The organism is Nocardioides silvaticus (assembly GCF_003160695.1).
GTDB lineage: Bacteria > Actinomycetota > Actinomycetes > Propionibacteriales > Nocardioidaceae > Nocardioides > Nocardioides silvaticus.
Map to the genome: position 1 here is coordinate 185,771 of NZ_QGDD01000007.1, position 21,319 is coordinate 207,089.

Sequence of the window (21,319 nt, forward strand, 5' to 3'; positions counted from 1 at the left end):
GCCAGTGGTCCGCGGCGAACCCGCACCCGGTTTCGAGACGGCTCGCCCGGCCCGTCGCTGCGCGCCGGTCCGAGCCGGAGCCTCCTCAACCTCCTCGCTGATCGGTGATCGTCCTCGTGCCTCGGACGATCACGCGCTCGGAGATTTGGACCGGCGCTGCGCGGCGTCGTACGCTGCTCGCTGAAACCTTAAGACCGCCGGTCGTCCGGGCTGCCTCAGTCCAGACCGAAGGTTCCGCGGAAGCGGATGGCCTGCGCAGGGGATCAGAGCATGACCAGCAGTTGCGGCTCCGTCTCGAGCGGAGCGCGGCCGGTGTCCACGCCCTGAGCGCCTGCGCTCAGGGCGTTCGTCATTCGGAGCCTCCACCCGGTGGTCAGACCCGGAAGGAGACCCATGGCGCGGGCAGACAAGCAGGCCGCCGTCGCGGAGATCACTGAGCAGTTCAGTGACGCCGCCGGTGCTGTGCTGACCGAGTACCGCGGTCTCACCGTGAAGCAGCTGCAGGAACTGCGGCGCTCACTCGGCGAGAACGCCAGCTACGCCGTGGTCAAGAACACGCTGACCAAGATCGCCGCCAAGGAGGCGGGGATCGAGGGCTTCGACGAGCTCCTCACCGGCCCGACCGCGATCGCCTTCATCAAGGGCGACGTCGTCGAGGCCGCGAAGGGTCTGCGTGACTTTGCCAAGGCCAACCCCACCCTTGTCATCAAGGGTGGTGTCCTGGACGGCAAGCAGCTCGAGCCGGCCGAGATCGCCAAGCTGGCCGATCTCGAGTCGCGCGAGGTCCTGCTGGGCAAGCTGGCGGGCGCGATGCTCGCCTCGCTGAGCCAGGCCGTCTACCTCCTCAACGCGCCGCTGGCCCAGGCCGCCCGCCTCGCGGGTGCGCTGCAGGCCAAGGCCGCTGAGGACCCCTCGATCCTCGCAGGTGGTGCGGCCCCGTCCGATGTGGACAGTCCCGTCGCCGCCGAGGAGGCCCCCGCGGACGAGGCTCCGGCCGAGACCGCCGAGGCCCCCGCCGACGAGGCCCCCGCCGAGGAGGCGGCTCCTGAGGAGCCCGCCGCCGAGGCTGCCTCCGACGAGGGCGACACCGCCGAGGCCTGACCGGCCCCGGCAACCACCACCTGCAGTACCCATTTATCGGCCAGGTCCGGCCGCACCCGCGGCCGACCACCAACGGAAGGAAACGCCATCATGGCGAAGCTCACCACTGACGAGCTCCTCGACGCGTTCAAGGAGATGACCCTCATCGAGCTCTCCGAGTTCGTGAAGCAGTTCGAGGAGACCTTCGGCGTCACCGCCGCTGCTCCGGTCGCCGTTGCCGCCGCGCCCGCCGCCGGCGGTGCCGCTGCGGGCGGCGAGGCTGGCGGCGACGCCGGCCAGGACGAGTTCGACGTCATCCTCGAGTCCGCCGGTGACAAGAAGATCAACGTCATCAAGGAGGTGCGCGGCCTGACCTCGCTCGGTCTCAAGGAGGCCAAGGACCTCGTCGAGGGCGCCCCGAAGCCGGTCCTGGAGAAGGTCGCGAAGGACGCTGCGGAGAAGGCCAAGGAGGCCCTCGAGGCCGCCGGCGCCACCGTCACCCTCAAGTGACGGTCTGACGTCTCCGACGAGAGGCGGGTCCCCCCACCGGGGGTCCCGCCTCTTGTCACATTTGGGCACGTCACGGGGCCTGGGCCGCACGTTAGTGGGACAGCTGTCTCGGATTGGGGGCCGAGGTGACGCGCGACACGGTTTCCGCGTAACGTGCGCTCCGCGGCTGCGTTGTTCCAACGCAGTCCCTGGGAGCGAGGAAGAGGTCAGCATGGGCGTCGACGTGGCAGTCAGCAACCTGACGAAACGATTTGGCAAGCAGCTCATCTGGGCAGACGTCTCCCTCACGCTCCCCGCCGGCGAGATCTCGGTGATGCTGGGCCCGTCCGGTACGGGCAAGTCCGTGTTCCTCAAGGCGCTGATCGGCCTGATCAAGCCGGACGAGGGCTCGATCCTCATCGAGGGCACCGACATCGCCTCCTGCTCCGAGAAGGAGCTCTACGAGGTCCGGAAGCTGTTCGGCGTGCTGTTCCAGGACGGCGCGATGTTCGGCTCGATGAACCTCTACGACAACGTCGCCTTCCCGCTGCGCGAGCACACCCGCAAGAGCGAGTCCGAGATCCGTGACATCGTCATGGAGAAGATGGACCTCGTCGGTCTCCTCGGAGCGGAGTTCAAGCTCCCCGGTGAGATCTCGGGCGGTATGCGCAAGCGGGCCGGGCTCGCCCGGGCGCTGGTCCTCGACCCGGAGATCCTGCTGATCGACGAGCCGGACTCCGGCCTCGACCCGGTCCGCACGTCGTTCATCAACCAGCTGTTCGTCGACCTGAACGCGCAGATCGACGCGACGTTCCTGATCGTGACCCACGACGTGCACTCGGTGCGGATCGTGCCCGACCAGATCGGCCTGCTCTACCACAAGCACCTGGCCATGTACGGCCCGCGCGAGATGCTGCTGTCCTCGGACGAGCCGGTGGTGCGCCAGTTCCTCAACGCGCAGACCGTCGGACCGATCGGCATGTCCGAGGAGAAGGACGCCGACCAGCTGGCCGCCGAGCAGGGCATCGACCTCCCACCGCTGCCGCCGATCCCGCTGCAGCTCGAGCCGTCCAACGGCATCCCGCGGCGCAGCCAGCGGCCGCCGGGTGAGTGGTGCCGCCTCAACGGCATCACCCCGCCCCCGGGTTCGTTCACCAAAGAGGCCGAGCACGCCAGCGGCGCCTCCCAGCAGGCTCACTGACGGATATCGATGTCCTCTACGGCCGCTCGAGTTCTCGCGCCGGTCGGCACCGCAGGCAAGCTTTTCGCCTTCGGTCTCGATGTCGGACGCGGACTCTTCCGACGCCCCTTCCAGCTGCGTGAGTTCCTGCAGCAGGCCTGGTTCATCGCGTCGGTCACCATCATCCCGACCGCGTTGGTCGCGATCCCGTTCGGAGCCGTCATCGCGCTCCAGGTCGGTGGTCTGATCAAGCAGTTCGGTGCGCAGTCCTTCACGGGCACCGCCTCCGTCCTCGCGGTGATCCAGCAGGCGGGCCCGATCGCGACCGCGCTGCTGATTGCGGGCGCCGGCGGCTCGGCCATCGCCGCCGACCTGGGCGCCCGGAAGATCCGCGAAGAGCTCGACGCGATGATGGTGCTCGGCATCGACCCGATCCAGCGCCTGGTCGCTCCCCGGGTGCTCGCCTGCATGCTCGTCGCGGTCTTCCTCAACGGCATGGTCAGCGTCGTCGGTGTCGCCGGCGGCTACGTCTTCAACGTGATCCTCCAGGACGGGACCCCCGGCGCCTACCTCGCGAGCTTCACCGCGCTGGCCCAGCTCCCCGACGTGTGGATCGGCATGATCAAGGCGCTGGTGTTCGGCCTCATCGCCGCCATCGTCGCCGCCTACAAGGGCATGAACGCCGCCGGCGGGCCGAAGGGTGTCGGCGACGCCGTGAACGAGTCCGTCGTCATCACCTTCCTGCTCCTCTTCGTCGTCAACTTCATCCTGAGCACGATCTACCTCCAAGTCGTGCCACCGAAGACGGGTTGACGACATGGCGAACGTGAAGGCGATCTACGAGCGGCCGCTCAAGGGCCTCGACACCCTCGGGCACGAGCTGTCGTTCTACATCCGCGTCATTCTCGCGGTGCCGCGCACCGTCGCGCACTACCCGCGCGAGATCGTGCGCCTGCTGGCCGAGGTGACCCTCGGCTCCGGCGCGCTCGCGGTCATCGGCGGCACCATCGGCGTCATCCTCGGCATGACGTTCTTCACCGGCGCCCAGGTCGGGCTGTCCGGGTACGCCGCGCTCAACCAGCTCGGCACGGCTGCGTTCTCCGGGTTCGTGTCCGCCTACTTCAACACCCGCGAGATCGCACCGCTGGTCGCCGGCATCGCGCTCGCGGCCACGGTCGGCTGCGGGTTCACCGCCCAGCTCGGTGCGATGCGGATCTCGGAGGAGGTCGACGCGCTCGAGGTGATGGCGATTCCCTCGATGCGCTTCCTGGTCGCCACCCGGGTCGTTGCCGGCCTGATCGCGATCGTGCCGCTCTACGTGGTCGGTCTGCTGTCGTCGTACGTCGCCAGCCGGCTCGTCGTCACCGCCTACTACGGCCAGTCGTCCGGGACCTACGACCACTACTTCAACCAGTTCCTGCCACCGGGCGACGTCTTGTGGTCGTTCGGGAAGGTGCTCGTCTTCTCCGTGGTGGTCATCCTGATCCACTGCTACCACGGCTACACGGCGTCCGGCGGCCCCGCAGGGGTGGGCGTCGCCGTGGGACGCGCTGTCCGCACCAGCATCGTGGCCATCAACGTCATCGACCTCTTCTTGTCGATGGCGATCTGGGGCACCACGACGACCGTCAGATTGGCCGGGTGAGGCAGCCGTGCTCGACAAGGCTCTGACCTTCACCAAGACCCTCGGCGTGGTCTTCGTCTGCCTCCTGCTCGTCGGCGTCTGGCTGACCTACGCGATCTTCACCAAGAAGTTCTCCGACTACGACGAGGTGAAGCTCGAGACCAGCTCGGTCGGTCTCCAGCTGCCCAGCCGCGCGGACGTGAAGATCCGCGGCGTCATCGTCGGCGAGGTGCTCGAGATGGACGCGGTCGAGGAGGGCGGGGCCGAGCTGACGCTCGGCATCTACCCCGACGAGCTCGACACGATCCCGGGCAACGTGACCGCGTCGATCGTCCCGAAGACCCTCTTCGGCGAGAAGTACGTCTCGCTGGTGATCCCCGAGTCCGGCGCCGAAGGCACGCTCAGCGCCGGGGACACCATCACGAAGACCGAGCTCGGTACCGAGGTCGAGGAGGTCCTCTCCGACCTCTACCCGCTCCTCGAGGCCGTGCAGCCGGCCGACCTCAACGCCACGCTGTCGGCACTCGCGACCGCCCTCGAGGGCCGCGGCGCCCAGCTCGGCGAGAACCTCGAGGTCGTCGACTCCTACCTCAAGCGCATCAACCCGCAGATCCCGGCGCTGCTCGACGACCTGGCGCTCACCGCGCAGGTCTCCGACGTGTACGCCGACATCCTCCCCGAGGTGGCCCAGATCCTCGACGACACCGTCGTGACCACCGGCACCCTGGAGGAGAAGGAGGCGACGCTGAACGGCGCGCTGAAGGACATCCGCGCCTTCGCCGACACCGCGCGCGGCTTCCTCGACCGCAACGGCGCGCTGATCCGCACGGCCAACGAGCTCACCACCACCCAGGTGGACCTGATCGCCCGCTACTCCAGCGAGTTCCCCTGCGTGTTCGGGGCGCTCAACAACATCGCGCCCCGGATCGCCTCCATGTTCCGTGGCTACGAGCTCCACATCGTGCTCGAGACGCTGCCGAACCAGCCGCGCAAGTACACCGTCGCCGACCAGCCGCGGTTCGCCGACTACACCGGCCCGCGCTGCTACAACCTGCCCCTCCCGCCGTGGACCCAGGAGAACCCGCTGACCGACGTGCCGAACTTCAACGACGGCGTCGACGAGCCCACCGGCAAGGGCACCATGCGTGTCGCCCCGGGCTTCGAGGACCCCGTCGGCTACCGCGGCACCCCGGAGGACATGGCCCTGCTGCGGGACCTGGTCGTCGGTGAGTACGGCGAGGACGCCGACGCCGACCTCGGCGTGCTGCTCTACGGCCCGGTCGTCGCCGAGGCGGGTGACCGCTGATGGCGCTCACGCTCGACAAGAAGACCACCGGCGACCTCGTCCGGCTGCTCGTCTTCATGCTGACCACGGGGCTCGCCACCGGCCTGCTGGTGATCACGATCGGCAACCTCTCCTTCGGTGCCACCAAGGAGTACAAGGCCGAGTTCGCCGACGTGACCGGTGTGGTCAACGGCGACGACGTCCGCGTCGCCGGGGTCAAGGTCGGCACCGTCCAGGACATCGAGATTGTCGAGGACAACCGAGCGCTGGTGACGTTCTCCGTCGACGCCGACACCCGGCTCGACACCTCCACCCACGCCACCATCCGGTTCCGGAACCTGCTGGGCCAGCGCTACATCTCCTTGACCCGCGAGGGCAAGGGCGACGAGGAGCTCGACGAGGGCGACACGATCCCGGTCGACCGGACCCAGCCGGCCCTCGACCTGACCGTGCTGTTCAACGGCTTCAAGCCGCTGTTCGAGGCGCTGTCGCCCGACGACATCAACAAGCTGTCCTACGAGATCGTCCAGGTCTTCCAGGGCGAGGGCGGCACCGTGGAAAGCCTGCTCGCCAGCACCGCTTCGCTGACGAAGACCCTCGCCGATCGCGACCAGGTCATCGGTGACCTGCTCGAGAACCTCACCTACGTCCTCGACCACATCGCCGACCGCGACCAGCAGCTCGGCCAGCTGATCGTGAGCTTCCAGAACCTGGTGACGGGCCTGAAGCAGGACCGGGAGGCGATCCTCGACTCCCTCGACGGCATCTCCGAGCTCGCGGTCGAGACCGCCGGCCTGGTCGACGACATCCGCGAGCCGTTCGTGCAGGACATCCGGCAGGCGCGGAAGTTCCTCTCCGTGCTCGACCGCAACAAGGGGGAGATCGACCGCGTGCTGCAGGTGATGCCGATCAAGGTCAACAAGTTCGGCCGCACCGGTTCCTACGGGTCCTGGTTCAACTTCTACCTGTGCCACTTCAAGGCGAAGGTGCGGATCGGCAAGGACGTCCTCGTCCAGCCGCTCTACTCCGTCGGCGCGGACAGGTGCACGCTGCCATGAGCAAACCGTTCCGCGAGCGCAACCCCGTCGTCATCGGCTTCGTCGGGTTCGCCGTCCTGATCCTGGGCTTCCTGGCCGCGTTCCGCGCCCAGGACCTGCCCCTCATCGGCGGCGGCGACACCTACTACGCCGAGTTCGCCGAGTCCGGCGGGCTGAAGGTCAACGACGAGGTCCGGCTCTCCGGCGTCCGCGTCGGCAAGGTCGACTCGATCGAGCTGAAGGACGGCAAGGTCCGGGTCGGCTTCAAGATCAAGACCGACGCCACGCTCGGCACCGAGACCGCGGCCGCGATCAAGGTCAAGACCATCCTCGGCTCGATGTTCCTCGCGATCGAGCCGGCCGGAAGCGGGGAGATGGACGAGGAGGCCGTCATCCCGGAGGACCGCACGACCTCGCCGTTCGACGTCGTCGACGCCTTCGAAGGGCTCGCCGAGACCTCCGCGGACATCGACACCGACCAGCTCGCCGCCTCGCTGACGACGCTGGCCGACCTGACCCGCAACACGCCGGAGGAGTTCCGCGCCGCGCTGGAGGGCGTCTCGTCGCTCTCGGAAGTCATCGCTTCCCGCGACGACGAGATCAACTCGCTCCTCCAGAGCCTGACCCGGGTCTCCACCGTGCTCGACGCCCGCGACGAGGACATCATCAAGCTGATGGACGACGCCGACGTCCTGTTCCGCGCCCTGCTGCAGCGGCGCGAGGCGGTCCACAACATCCTGGTCTCGACCGTGACGCTGAGCGAGGAGCTGACGGCGCTGGTGCGTCAGTCGCGCGCCGACCTCAAGCCGGCCCTGCGGCACCTCGAGTCGGTGCTGGCGGTGGTCAACAAGAACGAGGACAACCTCGACCGGTCTCTGCAGCTGATGGCGCCGTTCTACACGGTCTTCGCCAACGTGTTCGCCAACGGCCCCTGGTGGGACACCTACATCGCGAACCTGCCGCCGGTCCCCGGCCCGGGGGGTGGTCTCGGATGAACAGCACGCTGCAGCGGGTCCTGCCGCTCGTCGTGATCGGCCTGCTGGTCGCAGCCGGAGCCATCTGGTTCTTCGGCTCGGGGAGCAGTGCCAACACGGTGACCGCCTACTTCCCCCGCACCGTGTCGGTCTACGAAGGCAGCGACGTCCGCGTGCTCGGCGTCCCCGTCGGCAAGGTCGACGAGGTGACGCCGCAGGGCACGCAGGTCAAGGTCGTCATGACGTACGACGAGGAGATCCAGATCCCGGCCGACGCGCAGGCCGTGATCGTGTCGCCCTCGGTCGTCGGCGACCGCTACATCCAGCTGACGCCCGCCTTCGAGGACGGCGACGAGGTGATGGCGGACAACACGGTCCTCAGCACCAAGCTCACCGCGGTCCCGCTCGAGCTCGACGAGATCTACGGCAGCCTCGACGAGCTGACCGTCGCGCTCGGCCCGAACGGCGCGAACTCCGAGGGCGCGCTGACCGACCTGCTCGAGCAGACCGCCAAGAACTTCGGCGGCCAGGGCGCCCGGTTCAAGCAGACGATCGAGGACTTCGGCGACCTGAGCGCCACGCTCGACAACAACAAGGACGAGCTCTTCAACTCCGCGCGCCGGCTCCAGGCGTTCATCGAGACGCTGGCGGAGAACGACACCACGGTCCGCGACTTCAACCGGTCGCTGGGCAACGTGTCGGAGCTGCTCGCGGGGGAGAGCGACGAGCTGACCTCGGCGCTGGAGAACCTCGGGGTCGCCCTCGACGTCGTCGGTGACTTCGTCAGCGAGAACCGCGCCTCGCTCGGCCGCAACATCCGCGGCGTCAACCGGGTCGCCAAGCTCTTGGTCCGGCACCGCCAGGACCTCGACGTGATCCTGGAGGCCGGTCCGCTGGCGCTCAACAACCTCGGCCTCGGCTACAACCCGCAGGCCGGCACGCTCGACGCCAACGCCAACATCGGGAACCTCGTGAAGGGCCTGACCAGCGATCCGACCCAGGTGCTGTGCGAGCTGATCGCGGCCAACGACCCCCAGGGCAACCTCTGCAAGATCCTCGAGGGCCTGCCGCTGCCGGGCAACAACCGCGGCGTCCCGTTCGGCCTCGGCACCGGTTCCCGCACCGGCGAGGACGCGGCCTACGACCCGACGCTCAACGGACTCGTGGAGGTCGCACGATGAGGAACCGCCGACTGCGCGCCGCGGCAGCGCTGGCGACCGGCGCCCTGTTGCTCAGCGGCTGCGAGTTCGACGTCTACCAGCTGCCGCTCCCGGGCGGAGCCGACGTGGGCGACGACCCGATCGAGGTGACCGTCGAGTTCCAGGACGTGCTCGACCTGGTCCCGAAGTCCTCGGTCAAGGTCAGCGACGTCACCGTCGGGCAGGTCACCGACGTCGACCTCGACGGCTACAACGCCGTGGTCACCCTCGAGATGCGCAACGACACCGGCCTGCCGGACAACGCGGTCGCCACCATCCGCCAGACCAGCCTGCTCGGTGAGAAGTTCGTGTCGCTGGCACCGCCCGACACCGGGGCGTCCGACGACCCGCTCGACGAGGGCGACACGATCCCGCTCGACCGCACCGGCCGGAACCCGGAGATCGAGGAGGTGCTCGGCGCGCTCAGCCTGCTGCTCAACGGCGGTGGCGTGGCGCAGCTGAAGACGATCAGCTCCGAGCTCAACCTCGCCCTCGAGGGCCGGGAGGACTCCGCGAAGTCGGTCCTGCGCCAGGTCGAGTCGCTGGTCTCGCAGCTCGACGACAACAAGTCCGACATCGTCGCCGCGATCGAGGCGCTCAACCGGCTCGCGATCAGCGCCCGTGAGCACCAGGGCAGCATCGACAACGCGTTGGAAGAGCTGCCGAGCGCGCTCGACTCGATCGACCGCCAGCGCGAGGACCTGGTCAAGATGCTCCAGGGCCTCAACCGGCTCAGCACGGTCGGCGTCCGGGTGATCCGGCAGACCAAGGCCTCGACGATCGACATCCTCGAGCAGCTCCAGCCGCTCCTGGGCAACCTGAACAAGACGGGTCAGGACTTCGTCGACGCGCTGCACATCTTCTCGACGTTCCCCTTCTCCGACGACATCATCGGCCGCGACCCCGCGGTGGCGCGCAACCTGCACTTCGGTGACTACGTGAACTTGTCGGTCGAGCTCGACCTCGACCTCAACAACATCGCGCAGATCGCCTGCGTGCCGTTCAGCCTGCTGCCCGACGGCACGCCGCTCGACCAGCTCATCGACCTGCCCGGCCTCTGCGCCGGCGTGGTCAACGCGCTCCAGAGCTGCGTGCGGGTCCCGCCGAACCTGCAGAACTGCCTCAAGCTGCCCGACTACCTGCTCGACGAGGTGTGCAACGCGGTCCCGGCCGTGTGCAACCTGCTGCCGCGCAACCTGGTCAACAACCTGCTCGGCGGCAACGGCCAGGGCAACGCCAGCGACCAGGGCACCGTCATCGGCGACCTGCTCGACGGCATCCTCGGCAACCTCGGACTGCCCCGCGCCGCGCCGGACCTGACGCCGGTGCAGCGGGAGAACTGGGACCGGCGGTTCGGTGACTACGGCAGCGACCTGGCGCTGTTCCTCGCTGCCCCGGTGGTCGGCCAGGAGGTGGCGCAGTGATCACCCGCCGCACCAAGGTCCAGCTGCTGGTCTTCGCCGTCATCACGCTGCTGGGTGTGTCGTTCGTCGGGGCGCGGTACGCCCAGCTCGACCGACTGGTGTGGGACCAGAGCTACACGGTCGTCGCGCACTACCCCGAGTCCGGCGGCATCTTCGCCGGCGGCGAGGTCACCTACCGCGGCGTGGGCATCGGCAAGGTCAGCAAGCTCGAGCTCACCCGCGACGGCGTCGACGTCCACCTCGAGATCGACAACGAGTGGGACAAGATCCCCGCCGACACCCGCGCGCTGGTCGGCAACCGCTCCGCCGTCGGCGAGCAGTACGTCGAGCTCCAGCCCAACGTCGACGTCGACGACACCGAGGAGTACCTCGACGAGGGCTCCGAGATCGACGACGTCGCGACGCCGATCTCGACCGAGAAGCTGCTCGGTGACATCGCGACGACCGTGTCCAGCGTCGACCGCGGCGCGCTGCAGACCACCGTCTCCGAGCTGGGCACCGCCTTCGCCGGCACCGGCGAGGACCTCCAGCGCATCATCGACACCGGCAACTCGTTCATCGAGACCGCCAACGAGAACTTCGAGGTCACCACCGCCCTCATCCGCGACTCCAACGTGGTGCTGCAGACCCAGTTCGACTCCGCCGGCTCGTTGCGGACCTTCGCGTCCCAGCTCAGCACGTTCTCGAGTGCCGTGCGCGGCGCCGACCAGGACCTGCGCAAGGTGATCGACAGCGGCTCGTTCACGGCCAACCAGCTGCGCACCTTCCTGGAGCAGAACGAGGCCGAGGTCGCCGACCTGCTCAACAACGTCATCCAGACCGGCCAGGTGGTGGTCGAGAACATCGACGGCCTGCGCACGCTGTTCATCGCCTACCCGATCCTGCTCGAGGGCTCCTTCGGCGTCGTCGCCAAGAACGCCACCACCGGTCACTACGAGACCCACGTCGGGCTGATCCTCAACACCACGACCCCCTGCTACGCCGGCTACGAGGGCACGCAGACGCGCAGCCCGTCCAACCTCGAGGACTGGGACTTCAACCTCGACGCCAAGTGCACCGAGCCCCCGACCAAGAGCAACCCGCGTGGCACGCAGAACCTCCCGCGCGTCCAGCCTGACCTCGACGGCGTCCCGGACGCCGGCGAGCCGATCATCGGCACCTTCGACGCCGAGACCGGCGAGTTCGAGCCGGGCGACGGGACCTCCCGGCAGGAGTCCTTGGCACCGAGCGGTAACGTGGCGCCGCCGCCGCTCGGAGAGGACTCGTGGAAGTGGCTCTACCTCGAACCGCTGCTGGACTCCCAGGAGTGATCGGGTCGCCTGCCCGCCGGCGCGCGATCCTCGCGGTGCTGGTCCTGGTGATCGCCGCCTGCCTCGGCACGATCGCGCTGGTCGTCACGACCCGCAGCGCCGGGGACGGCCTCGGTGACCGGCTGAGCTCCCTCCAGGACGACGACGTCCCCGGCGCCACCGACGCCAAGGACCGCGAGCAGCTGCTCACGCTCTCGCGGCAGTTCGCCACCCGCTTCAACACCTACGACCCCTCGATGCTCGACGACGCCGGCAAGCTCCCCGAGTACGCCGACGTGGCCGACCTGATGACGCCGAAGTTCGCCGAGGTGTTCTCCGACAACATCGGCTACGCCGAGGCGACCGTGGCCCAGACCGGTGCCGCGAGCGAGGGCACGGTCTACGCCGTCGGCGTCGACTCGGTCGACGGCGACTCCGCCGAGGTGCTGGTCGCGGGCACCATCGAGCTGTCTTACCCCTTCCCGGAGGGCCAGCAGGGCGAGGGGGACGACGCCGGTGACGACGCTGGTGACCCCGCGACCGACGAGGACCGCATCTCCAGCGGAGCCCAGCGCTTCCGCTACCAGGTCTCGCTGGTGAAGATCGACGGCAACTGGCTCGTCGACGACCTCGACGACATCGACGACGGCCTCCCCCCGTTCTCGCAGCCGTCGATCCCCGAGGACTCCCAGGGACAACCGCCGTCGACCGATCCGGCCGAGTCGCCCTCCGGCGCGCCCACCACCGGGTCGACCGAGCCCTCGCAACCGGAGACCGAGGAGGGCGACCAGTGAGCGTCAGCCTCTACGACCTCCTCGACGTCCCCGAGAACGCGACCGCCACCGAGATCCGGGCGGCCTGGAAGGCAGCGATCGCGGACCTCGACCCGACCGACCGCCGGTTCCGGGCCTACAACGACGCCGCCGGCGTGCTGCTCGACCCGGAGAAGCGGGCGGCCTACGACCTCGAGCTGGCGGCCGAGCGGGACGAGCAGCCCTCGGACGACGCTCCCGCTGACGCTCCCGTCGACGCCGGCGCTCCTGTCGACGCCGGCCCGGCACCGGTGCCGACCGTCGAACCGGCGAAGAAGGAACGGCGGGCGTCGGAGGTCGACCCGGTCGAGGAGCCCGCTCCCACGAGCAAGCCCGCCGCGGCCGCCCCGACCCCCGACCGGCAGGGCCCGCCGACCTGGGCGCTCGCCGCGGCGACCGCGCTGGCCGTCCTGTCGGTCGCGCTGCTGGTGGTCGTGCTGTCCTGGCCCGGAAGCCTCGGCGGCGACTCGCCCGCCGCGAAGGAGGACCAAGCAGCGGCGGCCGAGGAGGCCGGCGTCTCCGCCCGGGCCGCCGCCGACTCGGCGATCCCGGTGGTCCTCGGCTACGACTACCGCACCCTCGACCAGGACTTCGCGGAGGCGGAGGAGCTCCTCACCGACGAGTTCGCCGAGAAGCGCACCGCGCTGTTCGACCAGCAGGCGGAGTCCGGCCTGACCCTGCGCGAACAGGTCGTGAAGGACAAGGTCGTCGTCCAGGCGGCGGTCGCGGCCACCGGCCTGACCCGGGTGTCCAGCGACGGTGAGCAGGCGACCGTCGTCGTCTACGTCAACCAGGACAGCCAGAAGGGCAAGCAGACCCCGCGCTCGCTGAAGATGTGGGCGACGCTGAGCATGGTCGCCGACGGCGACGACTGGCTCCTCGACGACATCTGCACCGAGACCGACTGCAGCTGAATTCGGCCGAGCGTGTCTCCGCGCCGGCAGTACGACCGCTCCAGCCGCTCCGGTCGCTCGTTCCTCGCTCCCTATCGCTGCGGGAGCGGCCGGGGGCGGGGTTCCCGCACGCTGCCGGCCTGGACGACGCCGTACGCCGTGGCCGCCGCGTCGGTCCAGACGCTTGACCTGTGCGCGGTCCAGACAGCATGATCCCGTGAGGGCTCGTCCCTGACCGGAACACGACGGTCAGCCGGGTGGTTGCCAGTATTGGTTTGCGCCCTGATTTCGTGTATCGTGGCGCCTTGCGCCTGCCCTCAGATGCGCTTCGGCCTGCCCGGTGGCTGATGACGTGGTGGGAAAGGCGATTTCTCAAAGAGCGAACCCGTCGAAGGACACCTCTTGGCCGCGCGCACCACCCCCGGTAAGTCCCGCATCTCTTTCGCAAAGATCTCCGAACCGCTCGAGCTCCCCAAGCTTCTCTCGCTCCAGACCGACAGCTTCGACTGGCTGGTCGGCAACGAGGCGCACCAGACCCGGGTCCAGGCCCGTCAGGCCGCCGGCGAGGACGTCTCCGAGAAGTCGGGGCTGACCGAGATCTTCGAGGAGATCTCCCCGATCGAGGACTTCTCCGAGACCATGTCTCTCTCGTTCGAGAACCCGGTCTTCTACGACCCGAAGTACACGGTCGACGAGTGCAAGGAGAAGGACCTCACCTACTCCGCACCCCTCTACGTCTCCGCTGAGTTCACCAACAACGAGACCGGTGAGATCAAGGGCCAGACGGTCTTCATGGGCGACTTCCCGCTCATGACGCCCAAGGGCACCTTCGTCATCAACGGCACCGAGCGGGTCGTCGTCTCCCAGCTCGTCCGGTCGCCCGGCGTCTACTTCGAGCGTTCCGCCGACAAGACGTCCGACAAGGACATCTACACCGCGAAGCTGATCCCGAGCCGCGGCGCCTGGCTCGAGTTCGAGATCGACAAGCGCGACCTGGTCGGCGTCCGCCTCGACCGCAAGCGCAAGCAGAACGTCACGGTTCTGCTCAAGGCCCTGCAGGCGATCGCCGAGGACACCGGCGAGGCCTACGACTACGAGGCCGTCATGGCCGACCTCCGTCAGTTCGAGTCGATCCAGCTGACCGAGGAGAAGGACAACACCCAGGGTCCTGACGACGCGCTGCTCGACATCTACCGCAAGCTGCGTCCCGGCGAGCCGCCGACGCGCGAGGCTGCGCTGACGCTGCTGCGCAACTACTACTTCAACCCGAAGCGCTACGACCTCGCCAAGGTCGGTCGCTACAAGATCAACAAGAAGCTCGGCGAGAACCAGGCGTTCGACCAGCAGACGATGACGATCGCCGACATGGTCGCGACGATCCGCTACATCGTGGCGCTGCACGACGGCCGCACCGAGCTCGAGACCCCGCAGGGCGTCATCGAGATCTCCTCCGACGACATCGACCACTTCGGCAACCGCCGGATGCGGACGGTCGGCGAGCTGATCCAGAACCAGCTCCGTACCGGTCTCGCCCGCATGGAGCGCGTCGTCCGCGAGCGGATGACGACCCAGGACGTCGAGGCCATCACGCCGCAGTCGCTGATCAACATCCGTCCGGTCGTGGCGGCGCTGAAGGAGTTCTTCGGCACCTCGCAGCTGTCGCAGTTCATGGACCAGACCAACCCGATCGCCGGTCTGACCCACAAGCGCCGGCTCTCGGCCCTCGGGCCGGGTGGTCTGTCCCGCGACCGCGCCGGCATGGAGGTCCGTGACGTCCACTCCTCGCACTACGGCCGGATGTGCCCGATCGAGACGCCGGAAGGCCCGAACATCGGTCTGATCGGCTCGCTCGCGTCGTACGGACGGATCAACCCGTTCGGCTTCGTCGAGACGCCGTACCGCAAGGTCGAGAAGGGCCGCGTCACCGAGAAGATCGACTACCTGACCGCTGACGACGAGGACCGCTACGTCATCGCGCAGGCCAACGCCGTCATCGACGCCAAGGGCAAGTTCGTCGACGAGCGGGTGCTGGTCCGCCAGCGCCACGGCGAGGTCGCCGAGGTCCCGGCCGACGAGGTCGACTACATGGACGTCTCGCCGCGCCAGATGGTGTCGGTCGCGACGGCCCTGATCCCGTTCCTCGAGCACGACGACGCCAACCGCGCGCTCATGGGCGCCAACATGCAGCGTCAGGCCGTCCCGCTGATCAAGAGCGACAGCCCGATCGTCGGCACCGGCATCGAGTTCCGCGCCGCCGTCGACGCCGGCGACGTGCTCGTGGCCGAGAAGGCCGGTGTGGTGCAGGGCGTGTCGGCCGAGCTGGTCGACGTCATGAACGACGACGGCACCTACCAGACCTACAAGCTGGCCAAGTTCCGTCGCTCGAACCAGGGCACGTGCATCAACCAGCGGCCGCTCGTGGCCGCCGGTGACCGCCTCGAGGTCGGCTCGCCGATCGCCGACGGTCCGTGCACCGACCAGGCCGAGATGGCGCTGGGCACCAACCTGCTCGTGGCGTTCATGCCGTGGGAGGGCCACAACTATGAGGACGCGATCATCCTCAGCCAGCGGCTGGTCCAGGAGGACGTCCTCACCTCGATCCACATCGAGGAGCACGAGGTCGACGCCCGCGACACCAAGCTGGGTCCGGAGGAGATCACCCGCGACATCCCGAACGTCAGCGAGGAGATGCTCGCCGACCTCGACGAGCGCGGCATCATCCGGATCGGCGCCGAGGTCACGACGGGCGACATCCTGGTCGGCAAGGTCACCCCGAAGGGCGAGACCGAGCTGACCCCGGAGGAGCGGCTGCTCCGCGCGATCTTCGGCGAGAAGGCGCGCGAGGTCCGCGACACCTCGATGAAGGTCCCGCACGGCGAGTCCGGCACCGTCATCGGCGTCCGGGTCTTCGACCGCGAGGAGGGCGACGAGCTCCCGCCGGGCGTCAACCAGCTGGTGCGCGTCTACGTGGCCCAGAAGCGGAAGATCTCGGTGGGCGACAAGCTCGCCGGCCGCCACGGCAACAAGGGCGTCATCGCGAAGATCCTGCCGATCGAGGACATGCCGTTCATGGAGGACGGCACGCCCGTCGACGTCGTGCTCAACCCGCTGGGTGTGCCGCGACGCATGAACATCGGCCAGATCCTCGAGCTGCACCTCGGCTGGCTCGGCAAGCAGGGCTGGCACATCGGCGCGGACGTCAAGGACGAGGAGTGGGCCAAGCGGCTCACCGCGATCGGCGCGGACAAGGCGGAGCCGGACACCAAGCTGGCGACGCCGGTCTTCGACGGCGCCCGCGAGGACGAGATCACCGGCCTGCTCGGCGTGACGCTCCCCAACCGTGACGGCGAGCGACTGATCGGCGAGGACGGCAAGGCGAGCCTGTTCGACGGTCGCTCCGGCGAGCCGTTCAAGGACCCGGTGTCGGTGGGCTACATGTACATCCTCAAGCTCCACCACCTGGTCGACGACAAGATCCACGCGCGCTCGACCGGCCCGTACTCGATGATCACCCAGCAGCCGCTCGGCGGTAAGGCCCAGTTCGGTGGCCAGCGCTTCGGTGAGATGGAGGTCTGGGCGATGGAGGCGTACGGCGCTGCCTACGCCCTCCAGGAGCTGTTGACGATCAAGTCCGACGACGTCCCGGGCCGGGTCAAGGTCTACGAGGCAATCGTCAAGGGCGAGAACATCCCCGACTCCGGCATCCCCGAGTCGTTCAAGGTCCTCGTCAAGGAGATGCAGTCGCTCTGCCTCAACGTGGAGGTGCTGTCGCAGGACGGCACGGCCATCGAGATGCGCGACGCGGAGGAGGACGTCTTCCGCGCCGCCGAGGAGCTCGGCATCGACCTGTCCCGCCGCGAGCCCAGCTCGGTCGAAGAGGTGTGAGGTGCGGGGCCCTCGCGGGCCTCGCCTCCGCCCCCTACTCATCTTTACTTCTTAGAACCAACGAAGGGTTGCAGCCATCGTGCTCGACGTGAACTTCTTCGACCAGCTTCAGATCGGCCTGGCCACCGCGGACGACATCCGCACGTGGAGCCACGGCGAGGTCAAGAAGCCGGAGACCATCAACTACCGCACGCTCAAGCCCGAGCGTGACGGCCTCTTCTGCGAGAAGATCTTCGGTCCCACCCGGGACTGGGAGTGCTACTGCGGCAAGTACAAGCGGGTTCGGTTCAAGGGCATCATCTGCGAGCGCTGCGGCGTCGAGGTGACCCGGTCCAAGGTCCGCCGCGAGCGGATGGGCCACATCGAGCTCGCCGCTCCGGTGACCCACATCTGGTACTTCAAGGGTGTCCCGAGCCGGCTCGGCTACCTCCTCGACCTGGCGCCGAAGGACCTGGAGAAGGTCATCTACTTCGCCGCCTACATGATCACCAGCGTCGACGAGGACGCCCGCCACCGCGACCTGTCCTCGCTCGAGGCCAAGGTCGGCCAGCAGCGCAAGATGCTGCAGGACCGCCTCGACGGTGCGATCAACGACCGCGCCAAGAAGCTCGAGGAGGACCTCGCCGCGCTGGAGGCCGAGGGCGCCAAGGCCGACCAGAAGCGCAAGGTCAAGGATGGCGCGGAGCGCGAGATGGCGCAGATCCGCAAGCGGTCCGAGGCCGAGATCGCCCGCCTCGAGGAGGTCTGGGAGACCTTCAAGAGCCTCAAGGTGCAGGACCTCATGGGTGACGAGGTCCTCTACCGCGAGATGAAGAACTGGTTCGGCAAGTACTTCGAGGGCCACATGGGCGCCACGGCGATCCAGAAGCGGCTCGAGAGCTTCGACATCGAGGCCGAGGTCGACGCGCTCCGCGAGACGATCGCCACGGGCAAGGGCCAGCGCAAGGTCCGCGCCCTCAAGCGGCTCAAGGTCGTCGACGCGTTCCGCAAGACCGGCAACAAGCCGCAGGGCATGGTGCTCGACGCCGTCCCGGTCATCCCGCCGGACCTGCGCCCGATGGTGCAGCTCGACGGTGGCCGGTTCGCCACCTCGGACCTCAACGACCTCTACCGCCGCGTGATCAACCGGAACAACCGGCTCAAGCGACTGCTCGACCTCGGTGCGCCGGAGATCATCGTCAACAACGAGAAGCGGATGCTCCAGGAGGCCGTCGACTCGCTGTTCGACAACGGTCGCCGTGGCCGTCCGGTCACCGGCCCGGGCAACCGCCCGCTGAAGTCGCTGTCGGACATGCTCAAGGGCAAGCAGGGCCGGTTCCGCCAGAACCTGCTCGGCAAGCGCGTGGACTACTCGGGCCGTTCGGTCATCGTGTCGGGTCCCCAGCTGAAGCTGCACCAGTGCGGTCTGCCGAAGCAGATGGCGCTCGAGCTGTTCAAGCCGTTCGTGATGAAGCGCCTCGTCGACCTGTCGCACGCGCAGAACATCAAGTCCGCCAAGCGGATGGTGGAGCGCGCCCGCCCGGTCGTGTGGGACGTCCTCGAAGAGGTCATCACCGAGCACCCCGTGCTGCTCAACCGTGCGCCCACGCTGCACCGCCTCGGCATCCAGGCCTTCGAGCCGCAGCTGATCGAGGGCAAGGCGATCCAGATCCACCCGCTCGTCTGCACCGCGTTCAACGCGGACTTCGACGGTGACCAGATGGCGGTGCACCTGCCGCTGTCCGCCGAGGCCCAGGCCGAGGCGCGGATCCTGATGCTGTCGACCAACAACATCCTGAAGCCGTCCGACGGCCGGCCGGTCACCATGCCGACCCAGGACATGATCATCGGCCTGTACTTCCTCACCTCCGAGCGCGAGGGCGCCGTGGGCGAGGGTCGGGTGTTCTCCTCGCCGGCCGAGGCCATCATGGCCTTCGACCGCAACGAGATCACGCTGCAGAGCCGGGTCAAGATCCGCTTCGACGACGCCGTCCTCGAGGACGCCGTGGTCGGCGAGCCGGTGCTGCTCGAGACGACCCTCGGCCGGGCGCTGTTCAACGACACCCTGCCCGCGGACTACCCGTTCGTGAACTACGAGGTCGGCAAGAAGCAGCTCGGTGCGATCGTCAACGACCTGGCCGAGCGCTACGGCAAGGTCGAGGTCGCGGCATCGCTGGACGCGCTGAAGGACACCGGCTTCTACTGGGCCACCCGGTCCGGTGTGACGGTGTCGATCGCCGACGTCACCACGCCGCCGAACAAGGCCGAGCTGCTCTCGGGCTTCGAGGACAAGGCCGCGAAGATCCAGCAGCAGTTCGAGCGGGGTCTGATCACCGACGACGAGCGTCGTCAGGAGCTCATCGAGATCTGGACCGAGGCCGGCAAGCAGGTCGGTGACGCGATGGAGAAGGCGTTCGACAAGACGAACCCGATCTTCATGCAGGTCACCTCCGGCGCCTCCGGAAACTTCAACCAGATCCGTCAGGTCGGTGCCATGCGCGGTCTGGTGGCCAACCCGAAGGGCGAGATCATCCCGCGGCCGATCAAGGCGAACTTCCGCGAGGGCCTCTCGGTGCTGGAGTACTTCATCTCCACCCACGGTGCCCGCAAGGGTCTGGCCGACACCGCGCTGCGGACGGCCGACTCGGGCTACCTCACGCGTCGTCTGGTCGACGTGTCGCAGGACGTCATCATCCGCGAGGACGACTGCGGCACCGAGCGTGGTCTGCCGAAGCGGATCGGCGAGCGCGACGCGGACGGCACGGTCGTCAAGCACGAGAACGCCGAGACCGCGGCGTACGCCCGCACCGCGGCCGTCGACATCACCCACCCGGGGACCGGTGAGGTGCTCGCCTCCGCCGGCGACGACCTCGGCGACGTCAAGATCGCCGAGCTCATCGAGGCCGGCATCGAGGAGGTCGTGGTCCGCTCGGTCCTGACCTGCGACGCCCGCACCGGCACCTGCGCGAAGTGCTACGGCCGCTCGCTGGCCACCGGCAAGCTCGTCGACATCGGCGAGGCGGTCGGCATCATCGCCGCCCAGTCGATCGGTGAGCCCGGCACGCAGCTGACGATGCGGACCTTCCACACCGGTGGTGTGGCGTCGGCCGACGACATCACGCAGGGTCTGCCCCGCGTCGTCGAGCTCTTCGAGGCCCGCACCCCGAAGGGTGTCTCCCCGATCTCCGAGGCCGCCGGCCGGGTGCAGATCGAGGAGACCGACAAGGCCCGCAAGGTCCTGGTCACCCCGGACGACGGCAGCGACGTGAAGGAGTACGTCGTCTCCCGCCGGTCGCGGCTGCTCGTGGCGGACGGCGACCACATCGAGGTCGGCCAGATGCTCACGCAGGGCACCCCGGACCCGAAGGAGGTGCTGCGGATCCTCGGCGTGCGCCGTACCCAGCAGCACCTCGTCGACGAGGTCCAGGAGGTGTACCGCAGCCAGGGCGTGTCGATCCACGACAAGCACATCGAGATCATCGTGCGGCAGATGCTGCGCCGGATCACGGTGCTGGAGTCGGGCGACACCAACCTGCTGCCGTCCGACCTGGTGGACCGGGTGAAGTTCGAGGAGGAGAACCGTCGGGTCGTCTCCGAGAGCGGCAAGCCGGCCTCTGGTCGTCCGGAGCTCATGGGCATCACCAAGGCCTCGCTGGCCACGGAGTCGTGGCTCTCGGCGGCCTCCTTCCAGGAGACCACCCGGGTGCTCACCGACGCCGCGATCAACGCCCGCTCGGACTCGCTGCGCGGTCTGAAGGAGAACGTGATCATCGGCAAGCTGATCCCCGCCGGCACCGGCCTGGAGCGCTACCGCGCCATCCGGGTGGAGCCGACCGAGGAGGCGCGCCAGGCGGCCTACGCCGTGACCGGCTACGAGTCCTACGACTACGAGTTCGGCAGCACCGGCGGCCAGGCCGTCGCGCTGGACGACTTCGACTTTGGTTCCTATCAGAACTGAAGCTCCCCGCGGCTGAGCTTGCGAAGCCGCGGACCAGGCGCGCAGGTCGAGTAGCAGAAGGCACCCCCGAGCTTGCTCGGGGGTGCCTTCTGTGTATCGAGACCCGGTGACGTGCCCGCCGACGGTGGGGACGGCGGTGGGTACGAAGCGGCGTCTCGATACGTCGCTCGCTGCGCTCGCTCCTACTCGACGACCGAAGGGGCGTCTCGAT

The 21,319-nt window shown here is 68.4% G+C and carries 15 protein-coding genes; all 15 read left to right on the top strand.

From position 1 onward, the window contains the following. The first annotated feature begins 393 nt into the window (after positions 1–393). The 15 genes from rplJ to DJ010_RS15980 all read left to right on the top strand — a co-directional run bounded on the left by rplJ (position 394) and on the right by DJ010_RS15980 (position 21,108). A complete protein-coding gene (gene rplJ / locus DJ010_RS15910) occupies positions 394–1,101 on the top strand; it encodes a 50S ribosomal protein L10 (RefSeq protein ID WP_109695499.1) in 708 nt (235 codons plus the stop codon). Between the two features lie 90 nt (positions 1,102–1,191). After that, positions 1,192–1,590, top strand: coding sequence for a 50S ribosomal protein L7/L12 (rplL, locus tag DJ010_RS15915; RefSeq protein WP_109695501.1), 399 nt, complete (start codon positions 1,192–1,194; stop codon positions 1,588–1,590). A 211-nt stretch (positions 1,591–1,801) separates the two neighbouring features. Next, entirely contained in the window at positions 1,802–2,770 is a 969-nt protein-coding gene (locus DJ010_RS15920; RefSeq protein WP_109695503.1) for an ABC transporter ATP-binding protein, read from the top strand. A 9-nt stretch (positions 2,771–2,779) separates the two neighbouring features. Beyond that, a complete protein-coding gene (locus DJ010_RS15925) occupies positions 2,780–3,562 on the top strand; it encodes an MlaE family ABC transporter permease (RefSeq protein ID WP_109695506.1) in 783 nt (260 codons plus the stop codon). Positions 3,563–3,566: 4 nt separating this feature from the next. Then, complete coding sequence (locus DJ010_RS15930; protein WP_109695508.1) at positions 3,567–4,394, top strand: MlaE family ABC transporter permease; 828 nt, start codon at positions 3,567–3,569, stop codon at positions 4,392–4,394. A gap of 7 nt (positions 4,395–4,401) precedes the next feature. Next, positions 4,402–5,679, top strand: coding sequence for an MCE family protein (locus DJ010_RS15935; protein WP_245927616.1), 1,278 nt, complete (start codon positions 4,402–4,404; stop codon positions 5,677–5,679). Next, entirely contained in the window at positions 5,679–6,716 is a 1,038-nt protein-coding gene (locus DJ010_RS15940; RefSeq protein WP_109695510.1) for an MCE family protein, read from the top strand. The genes DJ010_RS15935 and DJ010_RS15940 overlap by 1 nt, the downstream gene beginning before the upstream one ends. Further along, complete coding sequence (locus tag DJ010_RS15945; protein WP_109695512.1) at positions 6,713–7,690, top strand: MCE family protein; 978 nt, start codon at positions 6,713–6,715, stop codon at positions 7,688–7,690. Before DJ010_RS15940 ends, DJ010_RS15945 begins: the two co-directional genes overlap by 4 nt. Continuing rightward, positions 7,687–8,850 carry an MCE family protein gene (locus DJ010_RS15950; RefSeq protein WP_109695514.1) on the top strand — a complete coding sequence of 388 codons (1,164 nt, stop codon included), beginning with the start codon at positions 7,687–7,689 and terminating at the stop codon, positions 8,848–8,850. Before DJ010_RS15945 ends, DJ010_RS15950 begins: the two co-directional genes overlap by 4 nt. After that, positions 8,847–10,292, top strand: a complete 1,446-nt coding sequence (locus DJ010_RS15955) for an MCE family protein (RefSeq protein WP_109695516.1) — start codon at positions 8,847–8,849, stop codon at positions 10,290–10,292. The genes DJ010_RS15950 and DJ010_RS15955 overlap by 4 nt, the downstream gene beginning before the upstream one ends. Beyond that, the gene (locus tag DJ010_RS15960) at positions 10,289–11,602 is read left to right on the top strand and encodes an MCE family protein (RefSeq protein WP_109695518.1); all 1,314 of its coding nucleotides are present in this window, start codon (positions 10,289–10,291) and stop codon (positions 11,600–11,602) included. The genes DJ010_RS15955 and DJ010_RS15960 overlap by 4 nt, the downstream gene beginning before the upstream one ends. Continuing rightward, the gene (locus tag DJ010_RS15965) at positions 11,599–12,375 is read left to right on the top strand and encodes a hypothetical protein (protein ID WP_109695520.1); all 777 of its coding nucleotides are present in this window, start codon (positions 11,599–11,601) and stop codon (positions 12,373–12,375) included. Before DJ010_RS15960 ends, DJ010_RS15965 begins: the two co-directional genes overlap by 4 nt. Beyond that, positions 12,372–13,307: a DnaJ domain-containing protein gene (locus tag DJ010_RS15970; protein ID WP_109695522.1), complete on the top strand. Its 936-nt coding sequence runs from the start codon at positions 12,372–12,374 to the stop codon at positions 13,305–13,307. The genes DJ010_RS15965 and DJ010_RS15970 overlap by 4 nt, the downstream gene beginning before the upstream one ends. A gap of 381 nt (positions 13,308–13,688) precedes the next feature. Then, positions 13,689–17,171 (top strand): DNA-directed RNA polymerase subunit beta, encoded by a 3,483-nt coding sequence (gene rpoB, locus DJ010_RS15975; protein WP_109695524.1) that lies wholly within the window; start codon positions 13,689–13,691, stop codon positions 17,169–17,171. Positions 17,172–17,250: 79 nt separating this feature from the next. Further along, positions 17,251–21,108: a DNA-directed RNA polymerase subunit beta' gene (locus DJ010_RS15980; protein WP_109695526.1), complete on the top strand. Its 3,858-nt coding sequence runs from the start codon at positions 17,251–17,253 to the stop codon at positions 21,106–21,108. The last annotated feature ends 211 nt before the right edge of the window (positions 21,109–21,319 follow it).

Excerpts from the sequence above, each read along its gene's own strand:
- rplJ (WP_109695499.1), top strand. The coding sequence starts at position 394 with ATGGCGCGGGCAGACAAGCAGGCCGCCGTCGCGGAGATCACTGAGCAG.
- rplL (WP_109695501.1), top strand. The coding sequence starts at position 1,192 with ATGGCGAAGCTCACCACTGACGAGCTCCTCGACGCGTTCAAGGAGATG.
- DJ010_RS15920 (WP_109695503.1), top strand. The coding sequence starts at position 1,802 with ATGGGCGTCGACGTGGCAGTCAGCAACCTGACGAAACGATTTGGCAAG.
- DJ010_RS15925 (WP_109695506.1), top strand. The coding sequence starts at position 2,780 with ATGTCCTCTACGGCCGCTCGAGTTCTCGCGCCGGTCGGCACCGCAGGC.
- DJ010_RS15930 (WP_109695508.1), top strand. The coding sequence starts at position 3,567 with ATGGCGAACGTGAAGGCGATCTACGAGCGGCCGCTCAAGGGCCTCGAC.
- DJ010_RS15940 (WP_109695510.1), top strand. The coding sequence starts at position 5,679 with ATGGCGCTCACGCTCGACAAGAAGACCACCGGCGACCTCGTCCGGCTG.
- DJ010_RS15945 (WP_109695512.1), top strand. The coding sequence starts at position 6,713 with ATGAGCAAACCGTTCCGCGAGCGCAACCCCGTCGTCATCGGCTTCGTC.
- DJ010_RS15950 (WP_109695514.1), top strand. The coding sequence starts at position 7,687 with ATGAACAGCACGCTGCAGCGGGTCCTGCCGCTCGTCGTGATCGGCCTG.
- DJ010_RS15955 (WP_109695516.1), top strand. The coding sequence starts at position 8,847 with ATGAGGAACCGCCGACTGCGCGCCGCGGCAGCGCTGGCGACCGGCGCC.